The organism is Aquabacterium sp., assembly GCF_049274795.1.
Classification (GTDB): Bacteria; Pseudomonadota; Gammaproteobacteria; order Burkholderiales; family Burkholderiaceae_C; genus Aquabacterium.
This window is the reverse complement of the sequence record NZ_JBASTH010000056.1, coordinates 1-16,742: the sequence shown is the minus strand read 5'-3', so window position 1 is coordinate 16,742 and position 16,742 is coordinate 1. Positions and strand designations below refer to the sequence as shown.

Below are 16,742 nucleotides of genomic sequence, written 5' to 3'. Positions count from 1 at the left end.
CACTGGCTGTCCAGTGAGCAAAAAAGCGGGTATCAAAGCGGGTATCAAAACGAGGGCTGCCAAGAAATCCCTCATGAAATCAATAGGATAGAGCGCATATGCTGCTGATGATCGACAACTACGACAGTTTCACCTTCAACCTGGTGCAGTACTTCTGCGAGCTGGGTGAAGAGGTCAAGGTCGTTCGCAATGACGAGATCTCGCTCGACGAGATCGCCGCGATGAAGCCCGACCGCCTGGTGCTCTCGCCCGGCCCGTGCTCGCCCGCCGAAGCCGGCATCTGCGTGCCCGCGCTGCAACGCTTCACCGGCCAACTGCCCATCCTGGGCGTGTGCCTGGGCCATCAGAGCATCGGCGCCGCCCTGGGCGGCAAGGTGATCCGCGCTGCCCAGCAGATGCATGGCAAGACCAGCGTCATCACCACCGATGAAAAGGGCGTGTACCAGAGCCTGCCGCGCGAGTTCACCGTGATCCGCTATCACTCGCTGGCCATTGAGCGCGAGACCCTTCCTGATTGCCTGGAGATCACCTCCACCACGCCCGATGGCGAGATCATGGGCGTGCGCCACAAGGGCCCGCAGACCGACAAGAACTTCGCGCCGCTCGAAGGCGTGCAGTTCCACCCCGAGTCGATCCTGACCGAGCACGGCCACGTCATGCTCAAGAACTTCCTGCAGATGTGAGCGAGGGCCAACGCACATGAGCACCATCACCGACGCCCAGGCGCTGCAGCGCGTCATCGAACACCGCGAGATTTTCCACGACGAGATGCTGGGCCTGATGCGGCGCATCATGCGTGGCGAGATGTCGCCCGTCATCATGGCGGCCCTGATCACCGGCCTGCGTGTGAAGAAGGAAACCGTGGGCGAGATCGCCGCCGCGGCCCAGGTGATGCGCGAGTTCGCCACGCCCGTGCACGTGGCTGACACCACCCACCTGATCGACCTGTGCGGCACGGGGGGCGATGGCGCCCACACCTTCAACATCTCGACCACGGCCATGTTCGTGGCCGCGGCGGCGGGTGCGCGCGTGGCCAAGCACGCGGGGCGCAGCGTGTCGTCCAGCACCGGCAGCGCCGATGTGCTGGAGGCGCTGGGTGGCTACATCAACCTCAACCCCGAGCAGGTGGCCGAAAGCCTTCAGGCCACGGGCATCGGCTTCATGTTCGCGCCCAACCACCATGGTGCGATGAAGCACGCCGCCCCCGTGCGCAAGGAGTTGGGCGTGCGCACGCTGTTCAACATCCTGGGCCCGTTGACCAACCCGGCCAATGCACCCAACCAACTGATGGGGGTGTTCCATGCCGACCTGGTGGGCATCCAGGCCCGGGTGCTTCAACGCCTGGGCTCCAAGCACGTGCTGGTGGTGCATGGCAGCGATGGCCTCGACGAGATCACGCTGGCCGGTGACACCCTGGTGGCCGAACTGAAGGATGGCGATGTGCGCGAGTACACCGTGCACCCCGAGCAGTTCGGCCTGGCCCAGCACGATGGCTCGGCCCTCAAGGTGATCAATGCGCAGGCCTCGGTGGACATCATTCGCCGAGTGCTCGACAACCAGTCGGGCCCTGCGCGCGACATCGTGCTGCTCAACGCCGGCGCGGCGCTCTATGCGGCCGATGTGGCCTCGTCGCTGGCCGATGGTGTGGACCGTGCCCGCGAGGCCTTGTCCAGCGGCCGCGCCGCCGAGACCCTCCACCGCTTCGTGCAGACCACGCAGGGCTTCAAGCCCGCGGCCTGATCCCGCTTCAGGCCATCACCGGATACCGTCATGTCAGACATCCTCAACAAGATCGTTGCCGTCAAGCACGAAGAGATCGCCGCGGCGCTCAAGCACAAGTCGCTCGCCAACGTGCGTGACGAGGCCGAGGCTCGCAACCGTGAACAGGCCGATTTGCGCGATTTCACCGGCGCATTGCGCGCCAAGATCGCTGCCGGCAAGGCCGCCGTCATCGCCGAGGTCAAGAAGGCCAGCCCCAGCAAGGGTGTGCTGCGCGAGCACTTCGTGCCTGCCGAGATCGCGGCCAGCTACGCCGCCGAAGGCGCAGCCTGCCTGAGCGTGCTGACGGATGAGCAGTTCTTCCAGGGCTCCGCCACCTACCTGCAACAGGCCCGTGCGGCCTGCTCGCTGCCGGTGTTGCGCAAGGATTTCATGGTTGACCAGTACCAGGTGTATGAGGCCCGCGCCATGGGTGCTGACTGCATCCTGCTGATCGCCGCCTGCCTGGATGACGCCCAGATGGCCGACCTGGAAGCCTGCGCGCAGAGCCTGGGCCTGGCCGTGCTGGTCGAGGTGCACGATGGCGCCGAGCTGGACCGAGCCCTCAAGCTCAAGACCCCGCTGGTCGGCATCAACAACCGCAACCTGCGCACCTTCGAGGTCACGCTGGACACTACGCTCGGCCTGCTGCCCCGCGTGCCGGCCGACCGCCTGCTGGTGACTGAATCGGGCATCCTGGGCCCGGCCGATGTGCACCGCATGCGTGACGCCGATGTGAATGCCTTTCTCGTGGGTGAGGCCTTCATGCGCGCGCCTGAGCCGGGTGTGGCGCTGCGGGCACTGTTCGGCTGACGCGGCCGATGTCGCTTTTGCTGCCGGACAACCGGCTGAGCGCACCGCTGCCCGAGTTGTTCGCCCAGGTACCGCCGGACTGGCGCGATCTGACCGATGCCTTCGCCGCGAGCGCGCCGGGGCAGGCCCTGGTGCAGCGCGTGGAAGCGCGCCGCCAGCAGCGCGCCGTGATCTACCCGGGCGATGTCTTTGCGGCCTTGCGCCTCACGCGTCGTGCCGATGTGCGTGTGGTGATCCTGGGCCAGGATCCGTACCACGGCCCAGGCCAGGCGCACGGCCTGGCCTTCTCGGTGCTGCCGGGCGTGAAGCTGCCGCCCAGCCTGCGCAACATCTACAAGGAACTGCACCGTGATCTGGGCGTGCCCATCGCCTCGCACGGTTGCCTCACCGCCTGGGCGGAGCAGGGCGTGTGGCTGCTCAACACCAGCCTGACGGTGGAGGACGGCGCCGCCGCCAGCCACGCCACCTGGGGCTGGGAGATCCTGACCGATGCCCTGATCGCCGCCGTGGCGGCCGATGCGGCGCCCAAGGCCTTCCTGCTGTGGGGCGCGCATGCCCAGCGCAAGCGGCCGCTGATCGAGGCGGCGGGCACCCAGCACCTGGTGCTCACGGCCAACCACCCCTCGCCCTTGTCGGCCAGCCGACCGCCTCAGCCCTTCATCGGCTGCGGGCACTTCGGGGCTGTCAATCGCTTCCTGGGGCCGCGCGCCCCAGACTGGGACGTGGGCCGTCCCGGTACTTTGTAACGTTCTGTTCAAGAACCGAGGCTTACGCACATCAATCGTGCGTGAACCACCTGACCCGGGTGTTCTAGCCGGCTTTGCTCATCGGGACAATTCGCTATTATTTTCGGCCATCGTGGCATGTCTGTCGTTCAGGCGTGGCCGCGACGCCAGAAGGAGCCCGATGCCCGCCATCCCCGAAGGCGCCCCGGTGAGTACCCTGGGCGTGGTGATCGTCAACTACAACACGCTGGACCTGACCGTCAATTGCGTGGCCTCGCTGCTCCAGCACGGCGTGGCCGCGGCCCCGGACATCGTGGTGGTGGACAACGCCTCGCCCGATGGGTCCGCCGCTCGCCTGCAGGCGGCCCTGCCGCCCGGCGTGAGGGTGGTGCTCTCCACCCGCAACGGCGGCTTCGGTGCGGGTGTCAACCTGGGCGTCCAGGCCGCCACCACCGACCTGGTGCTGGTGCTCAACCCGGACACCTATTTCAAGCGCAACGATGTCGACACCATCCGCCGGCTGTTCGATGAGCGCCCGCGCCTGGGCGTGGCCGGCCTGCGCCTGATCAACCCGGATGGCAGCCTGCAGTACTCGGCGCGGCGCTTCTACTCCCTGCCCGACATCCTGGCGCGCCGCACCCTGCTGGGCCGCTGGGGGCCGATGCGCTCGCGCATCGATTCGCACCTGCTCAAGCGCGAATGGGGCGCTGAGCCCTTCGAGGCCGACTGGGTGATGGGCACGGGCTTCGTCGTGCGGACCATGGCCTTCAGGCAGGTGGGCTGCATGGACGAAGGCTACTTCCTCTATTTCGAGGAGGTGGATCTGTGCGCCCGCATGTGGGTGACGGGCTGGCATGTGCTGGCCGTGCCCAGCGTGGAGCTGGTCCATGAGCACCAGCGCCACAGCGCCGCCGGCATCTGGTCCAAGTCGGGCAAGACGCATTTGCGCAGCATGGCGCGTTTTTTCGCCAAGTTCGGGGTACCCTGGCTGGCACGGCCATCCCGGGGGGGGTTGGCACGCTCGTACGCGCGCTGGCGTGCGGAAGGTCCGCCCAAACCGTCCTGGGGGCAACAGTCTGGCAATTGAACTGTCGATTCAAACCACGGATGCTGAATCGTCGTTTCGCCCCGGCTTTCGGGCATCCTCCGCTCCTGACATGATGAAGTACATCGCGACCGTTGTGATCTGCCTGCTGGCAGCGGCCTGCACCCCGATGGGCACCCTGGTCCCGCCGCGTGGCGAGGCGTTCCTGGCCCGTCTGCTCAAGCCTGAAGATCTGGCCCAGTTGCCCAAGCTGCCCACGCGCGTGCGCCCCGGCGATGTGCTGCGCATCGTGCCGGACAGCCAGCCCGCCGCGATGGATCTGCGCAACTTGGTCGAGGACACCCAGGCGCTGAGCTACGTGGTGCGGGGCGATGGCAGCTTCTCCTACCGCTTCATCGGCCGGGTCGAGGCCGCCGGCAAGACGCCTGACGAACTGGCCGCGGAGATGAAGAGCCGGCTCGACACCTACTACCGTGAGCCCGGCGTCACCATCAACATCACCTCATCGCCCAGCAACCGCGTGATCGTGGCTGGCGCCGTGCGCAACCCGCTGCCCATCGAGATGGGCGCGCTGGCCAGCGTGGAGCAGGCTATCTTCGCGGCAGGTGGGCTGATGCCGTCGGCCGACCCGCGCATGGTGGCTTTGATGCGCATGGACGCGCAGGAGCGCTACCAGGTCTACTTTGTTGATCTGAGCAAGATGCTCGAACCCACCGAGCAAGGCCGCGCCACCCTGGCCTTTCAACGCGGTGACATCATCTTCGTGCCCAAATCCAGCGCCGGCAACGCGGCCGACGGTGTCGAGGTCTACATCAACCAACTGCTGCCCTTCAGCCGTGGCGTGGGCGTGAACTTCAGCCGGAGCATCGGCACCACCAAAACCGTGACCAGCTTCGACTGACCGGCGCAGAACCACAACATGATCGACATCCGCTCTTTCCGCGACCTGCTGCGCCTGTTCTACATCTTTCGCCGCGAGTTCCTGATTGCCTTTGGCCTGACGGTGGTGCTGGCCGTGGGCATCGCCTTTCTGATGCCGCCCAGGTACGCCTCGGAGGCGCGCCTGCTGGTCAAGCCCGGCCGCGAGAACCTCACGGTGCCGCTGGACGCGGGTGACCGCCAGACCATGCTGGCGCCGGTGTCCCAGCGCGATCCGATCATCGACGAAGAGAAGATGCTCACGGGCCGCCCCGTGATCAACCAGGTGGCGCGGCTGTACATGGACGAGATGGCCCGCCAGCCGCCCCCGCAAGGTCTGTGGAAACAGATCAAGGCCCAGGTCGGCCAGGCGGCGCTGGCCACCCTGGACGGCCTGCGCTGGGTCACGACCAAGCTGGGCCTGACCGAGGCGCGCCCCCCCGAGGAGCGCCTGGCCGCCAAGTTGGAAGACCGCTTCCAGGCCTCGCACGGCCCGGGCTCGAACGTGATGGAGCTGCGCTTCGTGTGGGACGACCCGCTGGTGGCGCAGCGCATCATGCAGACCTGGGTGAAGGTCTACCTGGACGAGCGCACTGCCGTGCTGGGCCGCAAGGGCCTGGTCACCTTCTACGAAGGCAAGGTGCGCGACGCCGACCAGCAGATCGAATCGAGCAAGGCCCTGTGGCGCGCCCGCCTGGAGAAGATCCAGGGCGTCAGCGCCAGCGAGCGCCTGGAAGCGCTGACCAAGCGGGTCAATGAACTGCGCACGCGCCGCGCCGAGATCCTGGCCGAGAAGGATGCCACCGAGCAGGGCCTGAACTACGCCTCCGGGCGCGCCAAGACGCTGCCGCGCGAGGTGGTGTCCGAGCGCGAGGTGGGCTATGGCCCGACCTGGCTGGCCCTGAGCAACCAGCTCAACGAGCTCAAGCGCCAGCGCGCCGATGCCTTGCGCGTCTACAAGGAAACCGCGCCCACCGTGCTCACGCTCAACGAGAGCATTGCCACGCTGGAGAAGCAGGTGCAGGCCGAAGAGCGCAATGTGCAGCGCTCCGAGCGCCGTACCCCCAACGAGCTGGGCACCACGCTGGAGCGCAACCAGCTTGAAAAATCCGTGCGCCTGCGCGAGCTGATCACCTTTTCGTCCGTGTACGACAAGGAGATCGGCGAGCTGGAAGCCGCGCGCCGCCAGGTGCTCGAGAGCGAGCCCGAGCTGGCCCGCTTGGAGCAGGCGCTGGCCGTGGCCGAAAAGAGCCGCGTGCTTTACCTGGACAGCCTGGAGAAAGCCCGCATCGACCAGGCGCTCGATGAAAACCGCATCAACAACATCGCCCAGATCGAGCAGGCCACCTTCAACCCGGCACGCGTGTCGCCCAAGAGCCTGCTGCTGCTGGCGCTGGCGGCGCCGGCTGGCCTGATGGTAGGCCTCTTGGTGATCTACCTGCGCTCGCTGACCGACCAGCGCATCCACGATGGTGGCCGCGTCGAGCAGCGCTTTGGCGTGCCGCTGTGGAGCACGATCAAGGACATCGGCGGTGGCAGCGCGGGCGAGGACAATGAGTTCCATGCCAGCCTCTACCGCATCTACGGCATGCTGCCGCTGGACCGCGCGGCCGAACAGGGCCTGACCGTGGGCCTGACCTCGTCGCGGCCCAAGGAGGGGGTGAGCTTCATCGCCCTGCGCCTGCGCACGCTGCTGCAGGCCCAGGGCCTCACGGTGCGCTTGAACGTGGCTGAAGGCCAGCCTGAGCGCGCCCAGCCCGGCGAGGTGCTGCTGCTGGAGGCCGCGGGCCTGCTCAGCAACCGCGATGCCTTCGTGCGCCTGAGCCGCTCCGACCTGATCGTGCTGGTGGTCGAGGCGCGTGCCAGCACCGTACCGGTGGTCGAGAACGCCCTGGGCATCCTGCGCACGGCCTTCCACAAGGTCGATGGTGTGATCATCAACCGGCGCCGCTTCGAAGTGCCTCCGCACGTGCTGCGCTGGCTGCAGCGCTGAGCCGGGGGGACTGCAACCGTGCGCCTGGCCCTGCTGTCGCCCCTGCCGCCCGAGCAGACGGGCATTGCCGACTATGCGGCCAACTTCCGCCGTGCGCTCAATGGCGCGGGCATCGATGTGCTCACACCCCTGCTGGGGCAGCGCCCGCTGGGCAGCATGGCCGACGCCCGCCGTTGGGTGGCCGAGCGGGATTGGTCCAAGGTCGATGTGGTGCATGCCGAGATCGGTGGTGGGCGCCACAGCGAGTTTTTCGCGCTGTGCGCGCTGGCACGCCTGCCGCAACGCCCAGCCCTGTCGGTCACCGTGCATGATCCGGAGCGCCTGGTGTGGCGCCCGGTCAGCCGGCTCTACCGCGCGCTGGAACGCTCGCGTGTGCTGCCGCGCTTTGTGATGCAGGTGCTGGCCGTGCTGTGCGATCCGCACACGATGTGGGCCGAGCGCCGCCTGGCGCGCCGTCTCGACGGCCTGGCGGCCCTGACGGACACGGGTGCCACGCGCCTGGCCACCCGCATGCGCATCCCGCGCACCAAGGTGCAGGCCATTGCGCACGGCACGCTGGACATCGCCGCCCGTGAACTGCCGCCCTTGCCGCCTGAAGGCCCCATCCGCCTGCTGTACTTCGGCTTCATCTACAGCGGCAAGGGCATCGAGGATCTGGTCGACGCGTTGGGCCGTGTGCGCGACCAGGTGCGCGCGCTGCACCGTGATCAACCCGAGCTGGCGGATCAGGCCGATCAACTGCGCCTGACCATCGCTGGCGGCACCTCGCCCGACATCGCTTTCGGTGCCCAGGGCAGCTATCTGGACGCGCTGCGCGCCCGCGTGAAGGCGCGCGGCCTCGACGACATGGTCGACTGGGACCTGGACATCGACGCGCGCGACATCCCGGCGCTGATCCAGCGCCACCATGTGATGGTGCTGCCCTACCGTGAATCGCGCAAGCTGGCGCTGCTCGGGCAGATGCGCGGCACCAGCGGTGCGCTGGCCTGGGCCGTGGCCTGCGGGCGGGGCGTCATCACATCCAACGCCCGCGCTTTTGCCGAAGAGATCCGTTCCGGCAATGGGCAAGCCTACCCGCAAGGCGATGTGGGCGCGCTGGCCAAGGTGCTGGCCTCGGTGCTTGAAGACCCCGCGCTGACGCAGGCCTGGGCCACGCGCGCGGCCGAGCTGGCACATCAGCGGGCGTGGCCTCGCACGGGCGAAGCATTCCGCAGCTATTTCGAAGGGCTGATGCAGCGCCGGGGCCTGCCTGTGCCGCAACGCTTGCCGCCCCGGCCCATGACCTTGCCCCCCTCCGTGCCCAAGGAGCCTGCATGACGACCCAACGCGCTGCCCGTCGTCGTCACCTGCAGCGTGCCGCCGCACTGCTGGCGCTGGGCCCTTTGATGGCGCCCTGGTCGCGCGCGAGCTGGTTTTCTGGCGGTCCCAAGCCCATCGAGCTCAAGCCCGCGCGCCCCGTGGTCTGGAAAGACTGGCTGGGCGTGAACGCGCAGTTCCAGTGGTTCCCGCCCGAGATGGCGCGCAAGCAGGCCGAACGCCTGAAGGCGCTCGATCTGCAGTGGGTGCGCCTGGGCCTGCACTGGATGCTGTTGGAGCCCGAGGAGGGCAAGTACGAGTTCAAGGCCATCGACCAGGCCATGGAGATGACCCGGCAGATGGGCCTGCGCAACATCACCTACGTGGTGGGCACGCCCAAGTTCGCCACCTCGGTGTCGCCCAACGACAAGTACGCCCAGTACTTCGACAAGTTTCCCCCGCGCGATCCGAAGATCTACGCGCTGCGCATGATGCAGTTGGCCAAGCGCTACCCGAGTGTCGATGTCTGGCAGGTCTGGAACGAGCCCAACATCCTGGGCTTCTGGGCGCCCAAGGCCGATCCGGAAGGCTATGGCCGCCTGTTGCTGCCCGCCGTGCAGGCCCTGCGGGCCACCGTGCCCGACAAGCCCATCGCCATGGCCGGCATGGCCTACTTCAGCGAGATGCCCACTGGCGGGCTGATGATCCAGAAGATGGGCGAGCTGGGCGCCTTCAACCTCAACCTGATCATTGCCTACCACCCCTACACGGCGCGCCCGGAGGGCTCCGAGGGCGATGAGCGCGACTTCGTCGGCAAGGTGCAGCCCGCCCACCAGTGGCTGCGCGCCGCTGGGGTCAAGCAGATCTGGGCCACCGAGTGGGGCTGGTCCAGCTATGCCGGGCCGAAAGAAGAGCAGCCCATCGTCGGCGAGCAGGGCCAGGCCGATTACGTGCTGCGCCGGCTGGCGCTGATGGCCGCGCTGGATTACGACCGCGTCTTCCTGTTCACCCTGTCTGATCTGGACAAGCGCGCCAGCGTGCGTGACCAGAGCTACGGCCTGCTGCGCGAGAACGGCGAGCCCAAGCCTGTCTACCATGCGCTGCAGCGCTTCCTGAAGGCCTGCGGCCCGCGCCTGGAGCCCGATGCGCTGCCCAAGATCGAAGGCGGCGTGCCCAAAGGCCTGGTCAGCATCGCCTGGAAGCGCCCGGATGGTCGCCAGGTGTGGATGTGCTGGTCCGACAAGCCGGTGTCCGTGACCTTGCCGCAGTGGCGCAAGGAGGCCGTGCTGCATCACCCGCTCAAGGGCACGCAGGCCACGCTCAAGCCAGGGCCGAAGGGCCTGGTCGTGCCCGTCGACGCGGCCGTGCAGATCCTGGTGGCCTGAGCATGGAGTCCCCCGCGCCCGCAGTCCGCCCGCTGCGCATCCTGTGGACGATGCCTTACCTGCCTTGGCCTACCACCAGTGGTGGCAAGTCACGGCAATACCATTTGTTGCGCCGCATGGCCGAGCGCGGTCACCGCATCACGCTGCTGGTGCAGTCCAAGACGCCGCTGGATGACGAAGGGCGTGCGCGCCTCGAACCCCTGGTCGAACAGCTGATCGTGCTGCCGCGGCGGCCACTCAAGCATCCGCTCACGCTGTGGCATGCCGCGCTGTCGCCCTGGCCCCTGCTGACCACGGTCAATGGCCATGCGCCGGCACTCGCGGACCGCTTCGAGGCCCTGCTGGCCGAGGGCGGCTGGGACGTGGTGCAGATCGAGCACAGCTATGGCTTCCAGCCATTCGAAGCGCCGCTGAGCCGCCATCGGCAACCCTTCGTGCTGTGCGAGCACAACGTCGAGTCGCAATTGGGAGTGGCCACGTATGGCAAGTGGCCGTGGTTCCTGCGCCCGTTCGCGCGCTACGACCAATGGCGTGCGCGCCGCTGGGAACGTCGTGTGTTGGCCCAGGCCAGCGCGGTGGCCGCTGTCACCGAGGCTGACGCCCGGGTCATGACGCGGCTCAGCGGCGGCCAGCCGGTCGGCGTGGTCGCCAACGGTGTCGACACGCGCGCCTTCGCGCAGGTCACGCCCGCCGTGGGCAGCGACAAGGTGCTGTTCGTCGGCAACTACGAGTACGCGCCCAATGTGGACGCCATCGAATGGGCGCTCACCGAGGTCTTCCCCCGTCTGTGGCGCCAGCGACCTGAGACGCGCTTCATCGTCTGTGGTCACGCGCTGCCCGAGGCCTGGCCACGCCGTTTCACCGATGCCCGCATCGAGTGGCGCGGCTATGTGTCCGATCTGACCGGGGTGCAGGCCGAGGCGGCCGCTTTCCTGGCGCCGCTGCGTTTTGGCGGCGGCTCCAAGCTCAAGGTGCTCGAGGCGCTGGCCGCGGGCCTGCCCCTGGTCAGCACGCCCGAGGGCGTGTCCGGCCTGGAGGTGGTCGATGGCGAGCATGCGCACCTGGGGGGCTCGGCCCAGGGCCTGGCCGAGGCCCTGGCCGGCGTCTTGAGCCAGCCGACGCAGGCCAGGGCGCTGGGCGAGGCCGGCCGTGCGCACGTGGCTGCACGCTTCGATTGGTCTGCCTCGGCGGCCCAGCTCGAGGCCTTGTACGAACGCCTGCCCACGCTGCACCGACTCGGTGGTGTGCGGGGGCAGGGCGTGGGCCCACTGGCGGCCAATGAGGAGGTGGCATGACCCGCGGCGCCATGCTGCTGCCGGTGGGCCTGCCCCTGTTGTTCGGCGCGCTGATGATGCTTGGCGGTGCGCCCCTGATGATGGTGGCCGTGGTGGGTGCTGTGGTGGCCGTGGCCATCGTCACCCAGCCTCTGCGGGGCCTGCTGTTGTTCGCGCTGCTGGCGCCTGCCGTACCCTGGATGAAGGCCGGCCCCCTGCCGCTGCCAGAAGCCTTGCTGGTGCTGACCTGGGCGGGCGTGGCCATCCAGTGGCTGGGAGGGCGCCTGCCGGCCTGGCCCCGTGGCCGGCCTGAACGCCTGCTGGGTTGGCTGGCCTTGTGGGCACTGGTGCCCATGGTGGCCGGGCAACTGCGGCCGGAAGGCGTGGGCATCGGTCCGCTGAACTGGGCGCGCTGGGTGCTCAACCTGTCGCCGGTGTTCCTGCTGCCTCTGCTGGTGCGTGACGAAAGAACGCGCGATCGCCTGATGCTGGCGCTGTTGCTGGGCTTTGCCGGCTTGCTGGTGATTGCGCTGGGCTTTTTCGCCATCAGCCGCGATCCGACGCGCATGACGGCCTTTCTCGCGACCCTGCGCTACCCGAACCCCGAGGTCATCAAGGACATCTTCTACGCTGATCCCGGCCGCATGCCGTCACCCTGGATCCATCCCAACTCCACGGGCGCGGCGATGCTGCTGGCGGCCCCGCTGGGTGTGTTCTATGCCGTGGTCAACCAGGGCTGGCGGCGCTGGCTGGGTGCTTTTGTCTTCGTGGCGGGCACGGGGGGCATCGTGTTCAGCGGTTCTCGCGGTGCCCTGTTGTGCCTGGGCGTGTTCGTGGCCTGGCTGGCCTGGCGCAAGACACCCTATGCCGGTCGTGGCCTGGTTCTTGCCATCCTGCTGGCTGTGAGCCTGCTCCTTGTCTACCCGCCCGCGCAGAAGCGTTTCGCGTCGCTGTTCTCATCGAACGACGTGAGCACGGGCGTGCGCTTCGACGAGTACACGCACTTCCCCGGCAATGCCTTGCGCTATCCCCTGGGGCTGGGGTTCAAGGCCGAGACGCCGGCCAGCTCGCCCGAGAAGGGCGTCTACGGTATCTCCAACCTGTGGCTGAACTACTGGTTCAAGCTGGGCCTGCCCGGCATGCTCTTGTTCATCGCCGTCACGCTGGCCTGGTGGCGCGAGGTGCGGCTGACGGGTGATTTCCGCCACGTCGGGCCGCATAACGCCTTGCGCATCGCCACCACGGGTACCGTGCTGGCGGCGTTGGGCACTGGCTTCATCGACCACTATTTCAGCTTCACCCAGGTGTTGATCTCGCTGTTCTGGTTGATCCTGGCCATGGGGCTGATGCTGGCGCGCACCTCGCAGCCTGCCTCGATCGCCACGGCCAAACCGCTCACAAATCGCCCAGGGAGCCGTCCTGTGAACTGCCCATGAAACACCGCACCTTGCACAGCGCAGGCCTGCGCGATCGCCTGCCCGACTATGCCGCGCGCTTGAACGCCACGCCCGAGGCCCTGGCCGAGGCCTATGACTGGATGCTGGCCAACGATTTCGCCTTTGAGTCGCCCAGCCGCGAGGGCGCGCTCACGTACATCCCCTGCATGAACATCGAGAAGCGGATTGAGCAGCCGCTAGCCCGGCGCTTCTTCGCTGTGTTGCGCGATGAGATACCAGGCAAACTTCTGCCCGACTATGGCAAGAACTGGCCCACCTTCGTGGACCGCTGCCGCCGCATGTGGGAACTGGCCTACAACATCGTGATCAACAAGATCCCCAGCCACAACGTGCGCCTGGCCTGGCTGCGCCTGGGCGGGGCCAAGATCGGCAAGGGCTCGGCCGTGTGGCGCCACACAGAGGTCATCGGCATCGAAAGCCTCACCATCGGCGACGACACCTGCATCGGCTGGCACTGCCAGATCGACGCGCGCTCGGGCCTGGTCATCGGCAACCACGTCACCATCGCCTCGCATGTGCTGATCATCGGGGGCGGGCATGACCTGGAGGCGCCGGAGTTCTGGTCGGTCTCGGCCCCCATCCGCATCGACGACTACGCCTGGATCACCTCGCGCGCCATGATCCTGATGGGCGCGCACGTGGGTGAGGGCGCGGTGGTGTCGGCCAACTGCGTGGTCTCCAAGAAGATCGAGCCTTACGTGATCGTGGCTGGCCAGGGTGCCAAGCCTGTGGGCACGCGGGTGCGCGGCCTGAACTACAAGGTGGGCGGCAAAGGCCTGTTCACCTTGCTGCACTGAGCGGGGCGCGCCACACCATGCTGGGCGCTGCCGGCCTGCTCGCAATGGTCACCGTCACGGGCCTGGCCGCCGGCCTGGCGCGCGAGTGGCTGCTGGTGGCCAACTGGGGGGCCGGTGCCCGCGCGGACGCCTTCCTGATCGCGATGTTCCTGCCCGAGGCCATCCGCACGGTGCTGGGTGGTGGCGTCATCTCGTCGGCCGGGTTGGCGCTGTGGCAGGCCTTGCGTGTGCCTGCGACGGCCTCGAACACCTCTGCGCCCGATGTGCCTTCTGGGCCCGGATCATCCAGCGATGCCAACCCTGCAGTTGCTGACACGATGCCGCCCGCTGCCGCGCAGTCCCAATGGCTGTCGCGCATGACGGCCTCGTTGGGCCTGGTGGGCCTGGGGCTGGCCGTGGTGCTCAGCCTGGGCGCGCCGCTGTGGGTCTGGGTCGTGGGCCCTGGCCTCTCGCCCGAGCAGCGCGCCACCACCGAACACGTGCTGCGCCTGCTGGCCTGGAGCGTGCCCGGCATGTGGTTGCATGCGCTGTGGAGCGTACCCCTGCAGGCGCGTGGGCGCTTCGTGCTGGCGGGCCTGGGCTCGCTGCTCTACAACCTGCCGGCCGTGGCCTACATGGCCTGGGCACGCCAGGCCACCACCGAGATCGGCCTGGCGTGGTGTTTCGTGGCGGGTGGCGCGGCCATGGGCCTGTTGCTGTGGCCGTCCATGCGACGCCAGGGCCTGGCCTGGGCCGATTGCCGCCCGCATCTGGCCAGCCTCAAGGCGCTGGCCGTGCGCCTGGCGCCGCTGCTGGGCAGCGCGGGGGTGGGGCAGGGCCTGATGCTGATCGAGCGCATCGTCGCCTCTTACCTGGGCGATGGCGTCGTGACCGTGCTCAACCTGGCGCGCAAGCTGGTCAACCTGCCGCTGCTGGCGCTGATGGCCGTCAACCAGGTGCTGCTGGGCCTGATGAGCCGGCATGCCGCCGGGGCCGAGCGCCTGGCGGTGCTGCGCCAGGGGCTGGCCCTGGTCACCACCGTGTCGTGCCCGGCGGCCGTGGGTCTGCTGCTGTCCACGCAGGCGCTGGTGGCACTGCTGTTCCCACGCGTCCATGGGGCAGAGGTGCTTAGCCCCGTGCTGGCCTGGTACGCCGTGAGCCTGGTCGTGGCCAGCTGGAACCTGCTGCTGGGCCGCTACAACCATGCGGCGGGCAACACCCGCCTGCCCTTCGAATGCGAACTGGCCGGCGGCCTGGCGCAGGCGCTGAGCCTGCCCCTGCTGGCCTGGGCCTTCGGCGTGCAGGGCATGGCCGCGGCCCTGTTGCTGGGCATCGTCGTCAATGGCGGCCTGCTGTGGTGGCGCAGCGGCCTGTGGGGGCGGGTGCCGCTGTGGCCGCATCTGGCCGGCAGCGCCGCCCTGCTGGCGCTGGCCGGCATGGTGGTGGCGCCGGGTTTGCCGCTCCTGCCATGGTGGCAACTGGCCTGGGCCACGGCCGCCGGTGCCATCAGCCTGGTGTTGCTGGCTCTTGTCCTCAAGCCCTGGAAGCCTTTGAGCGCCGCCTGAGGCCGCCCTTCGCATGAGCCGTACCCCTGCAACCCCGCCCACCCGGCACCACAACAACTTCGATGTGCTGCGCCTGCTGGCCGCCTCGGGCGTGATGGCCCTGCACATCCACGACCTCACGGCCGAGCCTGCGCTGGCCTGGCTGCACTGGCTGGATGCGCGGGTGGCCCTGTGCACCTTCTTCATCATCAGCGGGTACCTGGTCTTCCAGAGCTACGAGCAGGCCCCGCGCCTGGGGCGCTACGTTGATAAGCGCCTGCGCCGCATCGTGCCGGCCTACGCCGTGGTGATCGTGCTCAGCGTGCTGATGGGGGCGTGGGTGAGCACCCTGGCCTGGTCCGACTACTGGCAGCACAGCGACACCTGGCGCTACCTCTGGGGCAACCTGATCTTCCTCAACTTCATCCAGCCCACGCTGCCCGGTGTGTTCGAGGGGCAGCCGTACACCGCCATCAATGGCGCACTGTGGACGATCAAGGTCGAGCTGATGTTCTACATGGTGGTGCCCGTGTTCGTGTGGCTGGTGCGCCGGCTGGGGCACCACGCCGTGCTGGGCCTGGGCTTTGTGCTGGCCTGCCTGTGGTGGGGCGGCTTCACGGCCCTGGGTGAGGCCACCGGCCGTGGCGTGTACATCGAGCTGGCCAAGCAGATGCCTGGCTGGCTGATGTTCTTCCTGCCCGGCGCCTGGTGCTACTACGAGCGCGAGCGGCTGAAGGCCCGGGGCTGGCCGCTGGGGGCGGTCAGCGTGGTTCTGCTGGGCCTGGCGCTGGCTTTCGAGCTGAACTACCTGTTCCCGCTCGCCCTGGCAGGGGCGGTGTTCTACGCCGCCTTCGGCCTGCCGTGGCTGGGCAATGCCACGCGCCATGGCGATCTGTCTTACGGGATCTACATCCTGCACTTCCCCTTGATCCAGTTGCTGGTGCACTTCGGCGTGTTCCAGGCCAGCCCCTGGGGCGGTCTGGCCCTGGTGCTGGGCCTGGTCGTGGCGCTGGCCTGGCTCTCGTGGCACTTGGTGGAGGCGCCCATGCTCAGGCGCCCCCCGCCTGCGCCGCACACTGCAGCGGCGTGATGGGCACAAATTTGGCGCTTCCTTGATTGCGCACCAAATCCTGTGCTAATATCTAGGGCTTGCCGGAGGGGTGGCCGAGTGGTTAAAGGCAGCAGACTGTAAATCTGCCCGCTTATGCGTACACAGGTTCGAATCCTGTCCCCTCCACCAAGGCAAGACACGTGATCGTGTGATCATGAATGGCTCCCGGGCGGGAGTAGTTCAATGGTAGAACCTTAGCCTTCCAAGCTAATGACGCGGGTTCGATTCCCGTCTCCCGCTCCAGGTCGCGGTTCTGTCATGGTTCGCGTGCTAAACTCGCGGTCTTCCCGATTTTCGGGGTAGACGTGTCGACAGTGGTGTGGATGCAAGCGCAGGCGTAAGCCGTTAAGCGCGGTTGGCTTCCAGACCCGTGTCGATGCCCATGTGGCTCAGTGGTAGAGCACCCCCTTGGTAAGGGGGAGGTCGGCAGTTCGATCCTGCCCATGGGCACCACACCTCTCAAATCCCCTCAGGCTCATTCTTAGAACGCTGGAGCGCGCAAATGGCAAAAGGCAAGTTTGAACGGACCAAGCCGCACGTGAACGTGGGCACCATCGGTCACGTTGACCACGGCAAGACCACCCTGACGGCTGCCATCGCAACCGTGCTGTCCAAGAAGTTCGGCGGCGAAGCCAAGGCCTACGACC

15 protein-coding genes and 3 tRNA genes are annotated in these 16,742 nt (G+C 67.7%); all 18 read left to right on the top strand.

Annotation, left to right across the window (positions count from 1 at the left end; genetic code table 11):
* Positions 1-98 precede the first annotated feature (98 nt).
* Positions 99-683 carry an anthranilate synthase component II gene (locus WAQ08_RS08825; protein WP_422191033.1) on the top strand — a complete coding sequence of 195 codons (585 nt, stop codon included), beginning with the start codon at positions 99-101 and terminating at the stop codon, positions 681-683.
* 16 nt (positions 684-699) lie between these two features.
* Entirely contained in the window at positions 700-1,740 is a 1,041-nt protein-coding gene (gene trpD / locus WAQ08_RS08820; RefSeq protein WP_422191031.1) for an anthranilate phosphoribosyltransferase, read from the top strand.
* 30 nt (positions 1,741-1,770) lie between these two features.
* Positions 1,771-2,571 (top strand): indole-3-glycerol phosphate synthase TrpC, encoded by an 801-nt coding sequence (gene trpC / locus WAQ08_RS08815; RefSeq protein ID WP_422191029.1) that lies wholly within the window; start codon positions 1,771-1,773, stop codon positions 2,569-2,571.
* Between the two features lie 8 nt (positions 2,572-2,579).
* Positions 2,580-3,317: a uracil-DNA glycosylase gene (locus WAQ08_RS08810; protein WP_422191027.1), complete on the top strand. Its 738-nt coding sequence runs from the start codon at positions 2,580-2,582 to the stop codon at positions 3,315-3,317.
* A 160-nt stretch (positions 3,318-3,477) separates the two neighbouring features.
* On the top strand, positions 3,478-4,383 hold the full coding sequence (locus tag WAQ08_RS08805; RefSeq protein WP_422191025.1) for a glycosyltransferase family 2 protein: 906 nt from the start codon (positions 3,478-3,480) through the stop codon (positions 4,381-4,383).
* A 70-nt stretch (positions 4,384-4,453) separates the two neighbouring features.
* On the top strand, positions 4,454-5,242 hold the full coding sequence (locus tag WAQ08_RS08800) for a polysaccharide biosynthesis/export family protein (RefSeq protein ID WP_422191023.1): 789 nt from the start codon (positions 4,454-4,456) through the stop codon (positions 5,240-5,242).
* An 18-nt stretch (positions 5,243-5,260) separates the two neighbouring features.
* Positions 5,261-7,252 (top strand): GumC family protein, encoded by a 1,992-nt coding sequence (locus WAQ08_RS08795; protein ID WP_422191021.1) that lies wholly within the window; start codon positions 5,261-5,263, stop codon positions 7,250-7,252.
* An 18-nt stretch (positions 7,253-7,270) separates the two neighbouring features.
* Positions 7,271-8,569, top strand: a complete 1,299-nt coding sequence (locus WAQ08_RS08790; protein WP_422191019.1) for a glycosyltransferase — start codon at positions 7,271-7,273, stop codon at positions 8,567-8,569.
* Positions 8,566-9,933 carry a beta-galactosidase gene (locus WAQ08_RS08785; protein ID WP_422191017.1) on the top strand — a complete coding sequence of 456 codons (1,368 nt, stop codon included), beginning with the start codon at positions 8,566-8,568 and terminating at the stop codon, positions 9,931-9,933. Before WAQ08_RS08790 ends, WAQ08_RS08785 begins: the two co-directional genes overlap by 4 nt.
* A 2-nt stretch (positions 9,934-9,935) precedes the next feature.
* Positions 9,936-11,228, top strand: a complete 1,293-nt coding sequence (locus tag WAQ08_RS08780) for a glycosyltransferase family 4 protein (protein WP_422191015.1) — start codon at positions 9,936-9,938, stop codon at positions 11,226-11,228.
* Positions 11,225-12,643 carry an O-antigen ligase family protein gene (locus tag WAQ08_RS08775; protein WP_422191013.1) on the top strand — a complete coding sequence of 473 codons (1,419 nt, stop codon included), beginning with the start codon at positions 11,225-11,227 and terminating at the stop codon, positions 12,641-12,643. Before WAQ08_RS08780 ends, WAQ08_RS08775 begins: the two co-directional genes overlap by 4 nt.
* Positions 12,640-13,461, top strand: coding sequence for an acyltransferase (locus WAQ08_RS08770; protein ID WP_422191011.1), 822 nt, complete (start codon positions 12,640-12,642; stop codon positions 13,459-13,461). The genes WAQ08_RS08775 and WAQ08_RS08770 overlap by 4 nt, the downstream gene beginning before the upstream one ends.
* 17 nt (positions 13,462-13,478) lie before the next feature.
* A complete protein-coding gene (locus WAQ08_RS08765) occupies positions 13,479-15,005 on the top strand; it encodes a lipid II flippase MurJ (RefSeq protein WP_422191009.1) in 1,527 nt (508 codons plus the stop codon).
* Between the two features lie 13 nt (positions 15,006-15,018).
* Positions 15,019-16,074: an acyltransferase family protein gene (locus tag WAQ08_RS08760; RefSeq protein ID WP_422191007.1), complete on the top strand. Its 1,056-nt coding sequence runs from the start codon at positions 15,019-15,021 to the stop codon at positions 16,072-16,074.
* Between the two features lie 64 nt (positions 16,075-16,138).
* A tRNA-Tyr gene (locus WAQ08_RS08755) sits at positions 16,139-16,224 on the top strand.
* A 40-nt stretch (positions 16,225-16,264) separates the two neighbouring features.
* Positions 16,265-16,338, top strand: a tRNA-Gly gene (locus WAQ08_RS08750).
* A gap of 135 nt (positions 16,339-16,473) precedes the next feature.
* Positions 16,474-16,548 (top strand) — tRNA-Thr (locus tag WAQ08_RS08745).
* A 49-nt stretch (positions 16,549-16,597) separates the two neighbouring features.
* Positions 16,598-16,742: GTP-binding protein (locus WAQ08_RS08740; protein ID WP_230411639.1), on the top strand; the 145-nt coding region annotated here is incomplete at its 3' end.

Bases quoted from the DNA above. Each gene is read 5' to 3' on its own strand.
- WAQ08_RS08810 (WP_422191027.1), top strand. From the start codon at position 2,580: ATGTCGCTTTTGCTGCCGGACAACCGGCTGAGCGCACCGCTGCCCGAG.
- WAQ08_RS08785 (WP_422191017.1), top strand. From the start codon at position 8,566: ATGACGACCCAACGCGCTGCCCGTCGTCGTCACCTGCAGCGTGCCGCC.
- WAQ08_RS08770 (WP_422191011.1), top strand. From the start codon at position 12,640: ATGAAACACCGCACCTTGCACAGCGCAGGCCTGCGCGATCGCCTGCCC.
- WAQ08_RS08765 (WP_422191009.1), top strand. From the start codon at position 13,479: ATGCTGGGCGCTGCCGGCCTGCTCGCAATGGTCACCGTCACGGGCCTG.
- WAQ08_RS08775 (WP_422191013.1), top strand. From the start codon at position 11,225: ATGACCCGCGGCGCCATGCTGCTGCCGGTGGGCCTGCCCCTGTTGTTC.
- WAQ08_RS08800 (WP_422191023.1), top strand. From the start codon at position 4,454: ATGATGAAGTACATCGCGACCGTTGTGATCTGCCTGCTGGCAGCGGCC.
- trpD (WP_422191031.1), top strand. From the start codon at position 700: ATGAGCACCATCACCGACGCCCAGGCGCTGCAGCGCGTCATCGAACAC.
- WAQ08_RS08825 (WP_422191033.1), top strand. From the start codon at position 99: ATGCTGCTGATGATCGACAACTACGACAGTTTCACCTTCAACCTGGTG.
- trpC (WP_422191029.1), top strand. From the start codon at position 1,771: ATGTCAGACATCCTCAACAAGATCGTTGCCGTCAAGCACGAAGAGATC.
- WAQ08_RS08760 (WP_422191007.1), top strand. From the start codon at position 15,019: ATGAGCCGTACCCCTGCAACCCCGCCCACCCGGCACCACAACAACTTC.
- WAQ08_RS08805 (WP_422191025.1), top strand. From the start codon at position 3,478: ATGCCCGCCATCCCCGAAGGCGCCCCGGTGAGTACCCTGGGCGTGGTG.
- WAQ08_RS08795 (WP_422191021.1), top strand. From the start codon at position 5,261: ATGATCGACATCCGCTCTTTCCGCGACCTGCTGCGCCTGTTCTACATC.
- WAQ08_RS08780 (WP_422191015.1), top strand. From the start codon at position 9,936: ATGGAGTCCCCCGCGCCCGCAGTCCGCCCGCTGCGCATCCTGTGGACG.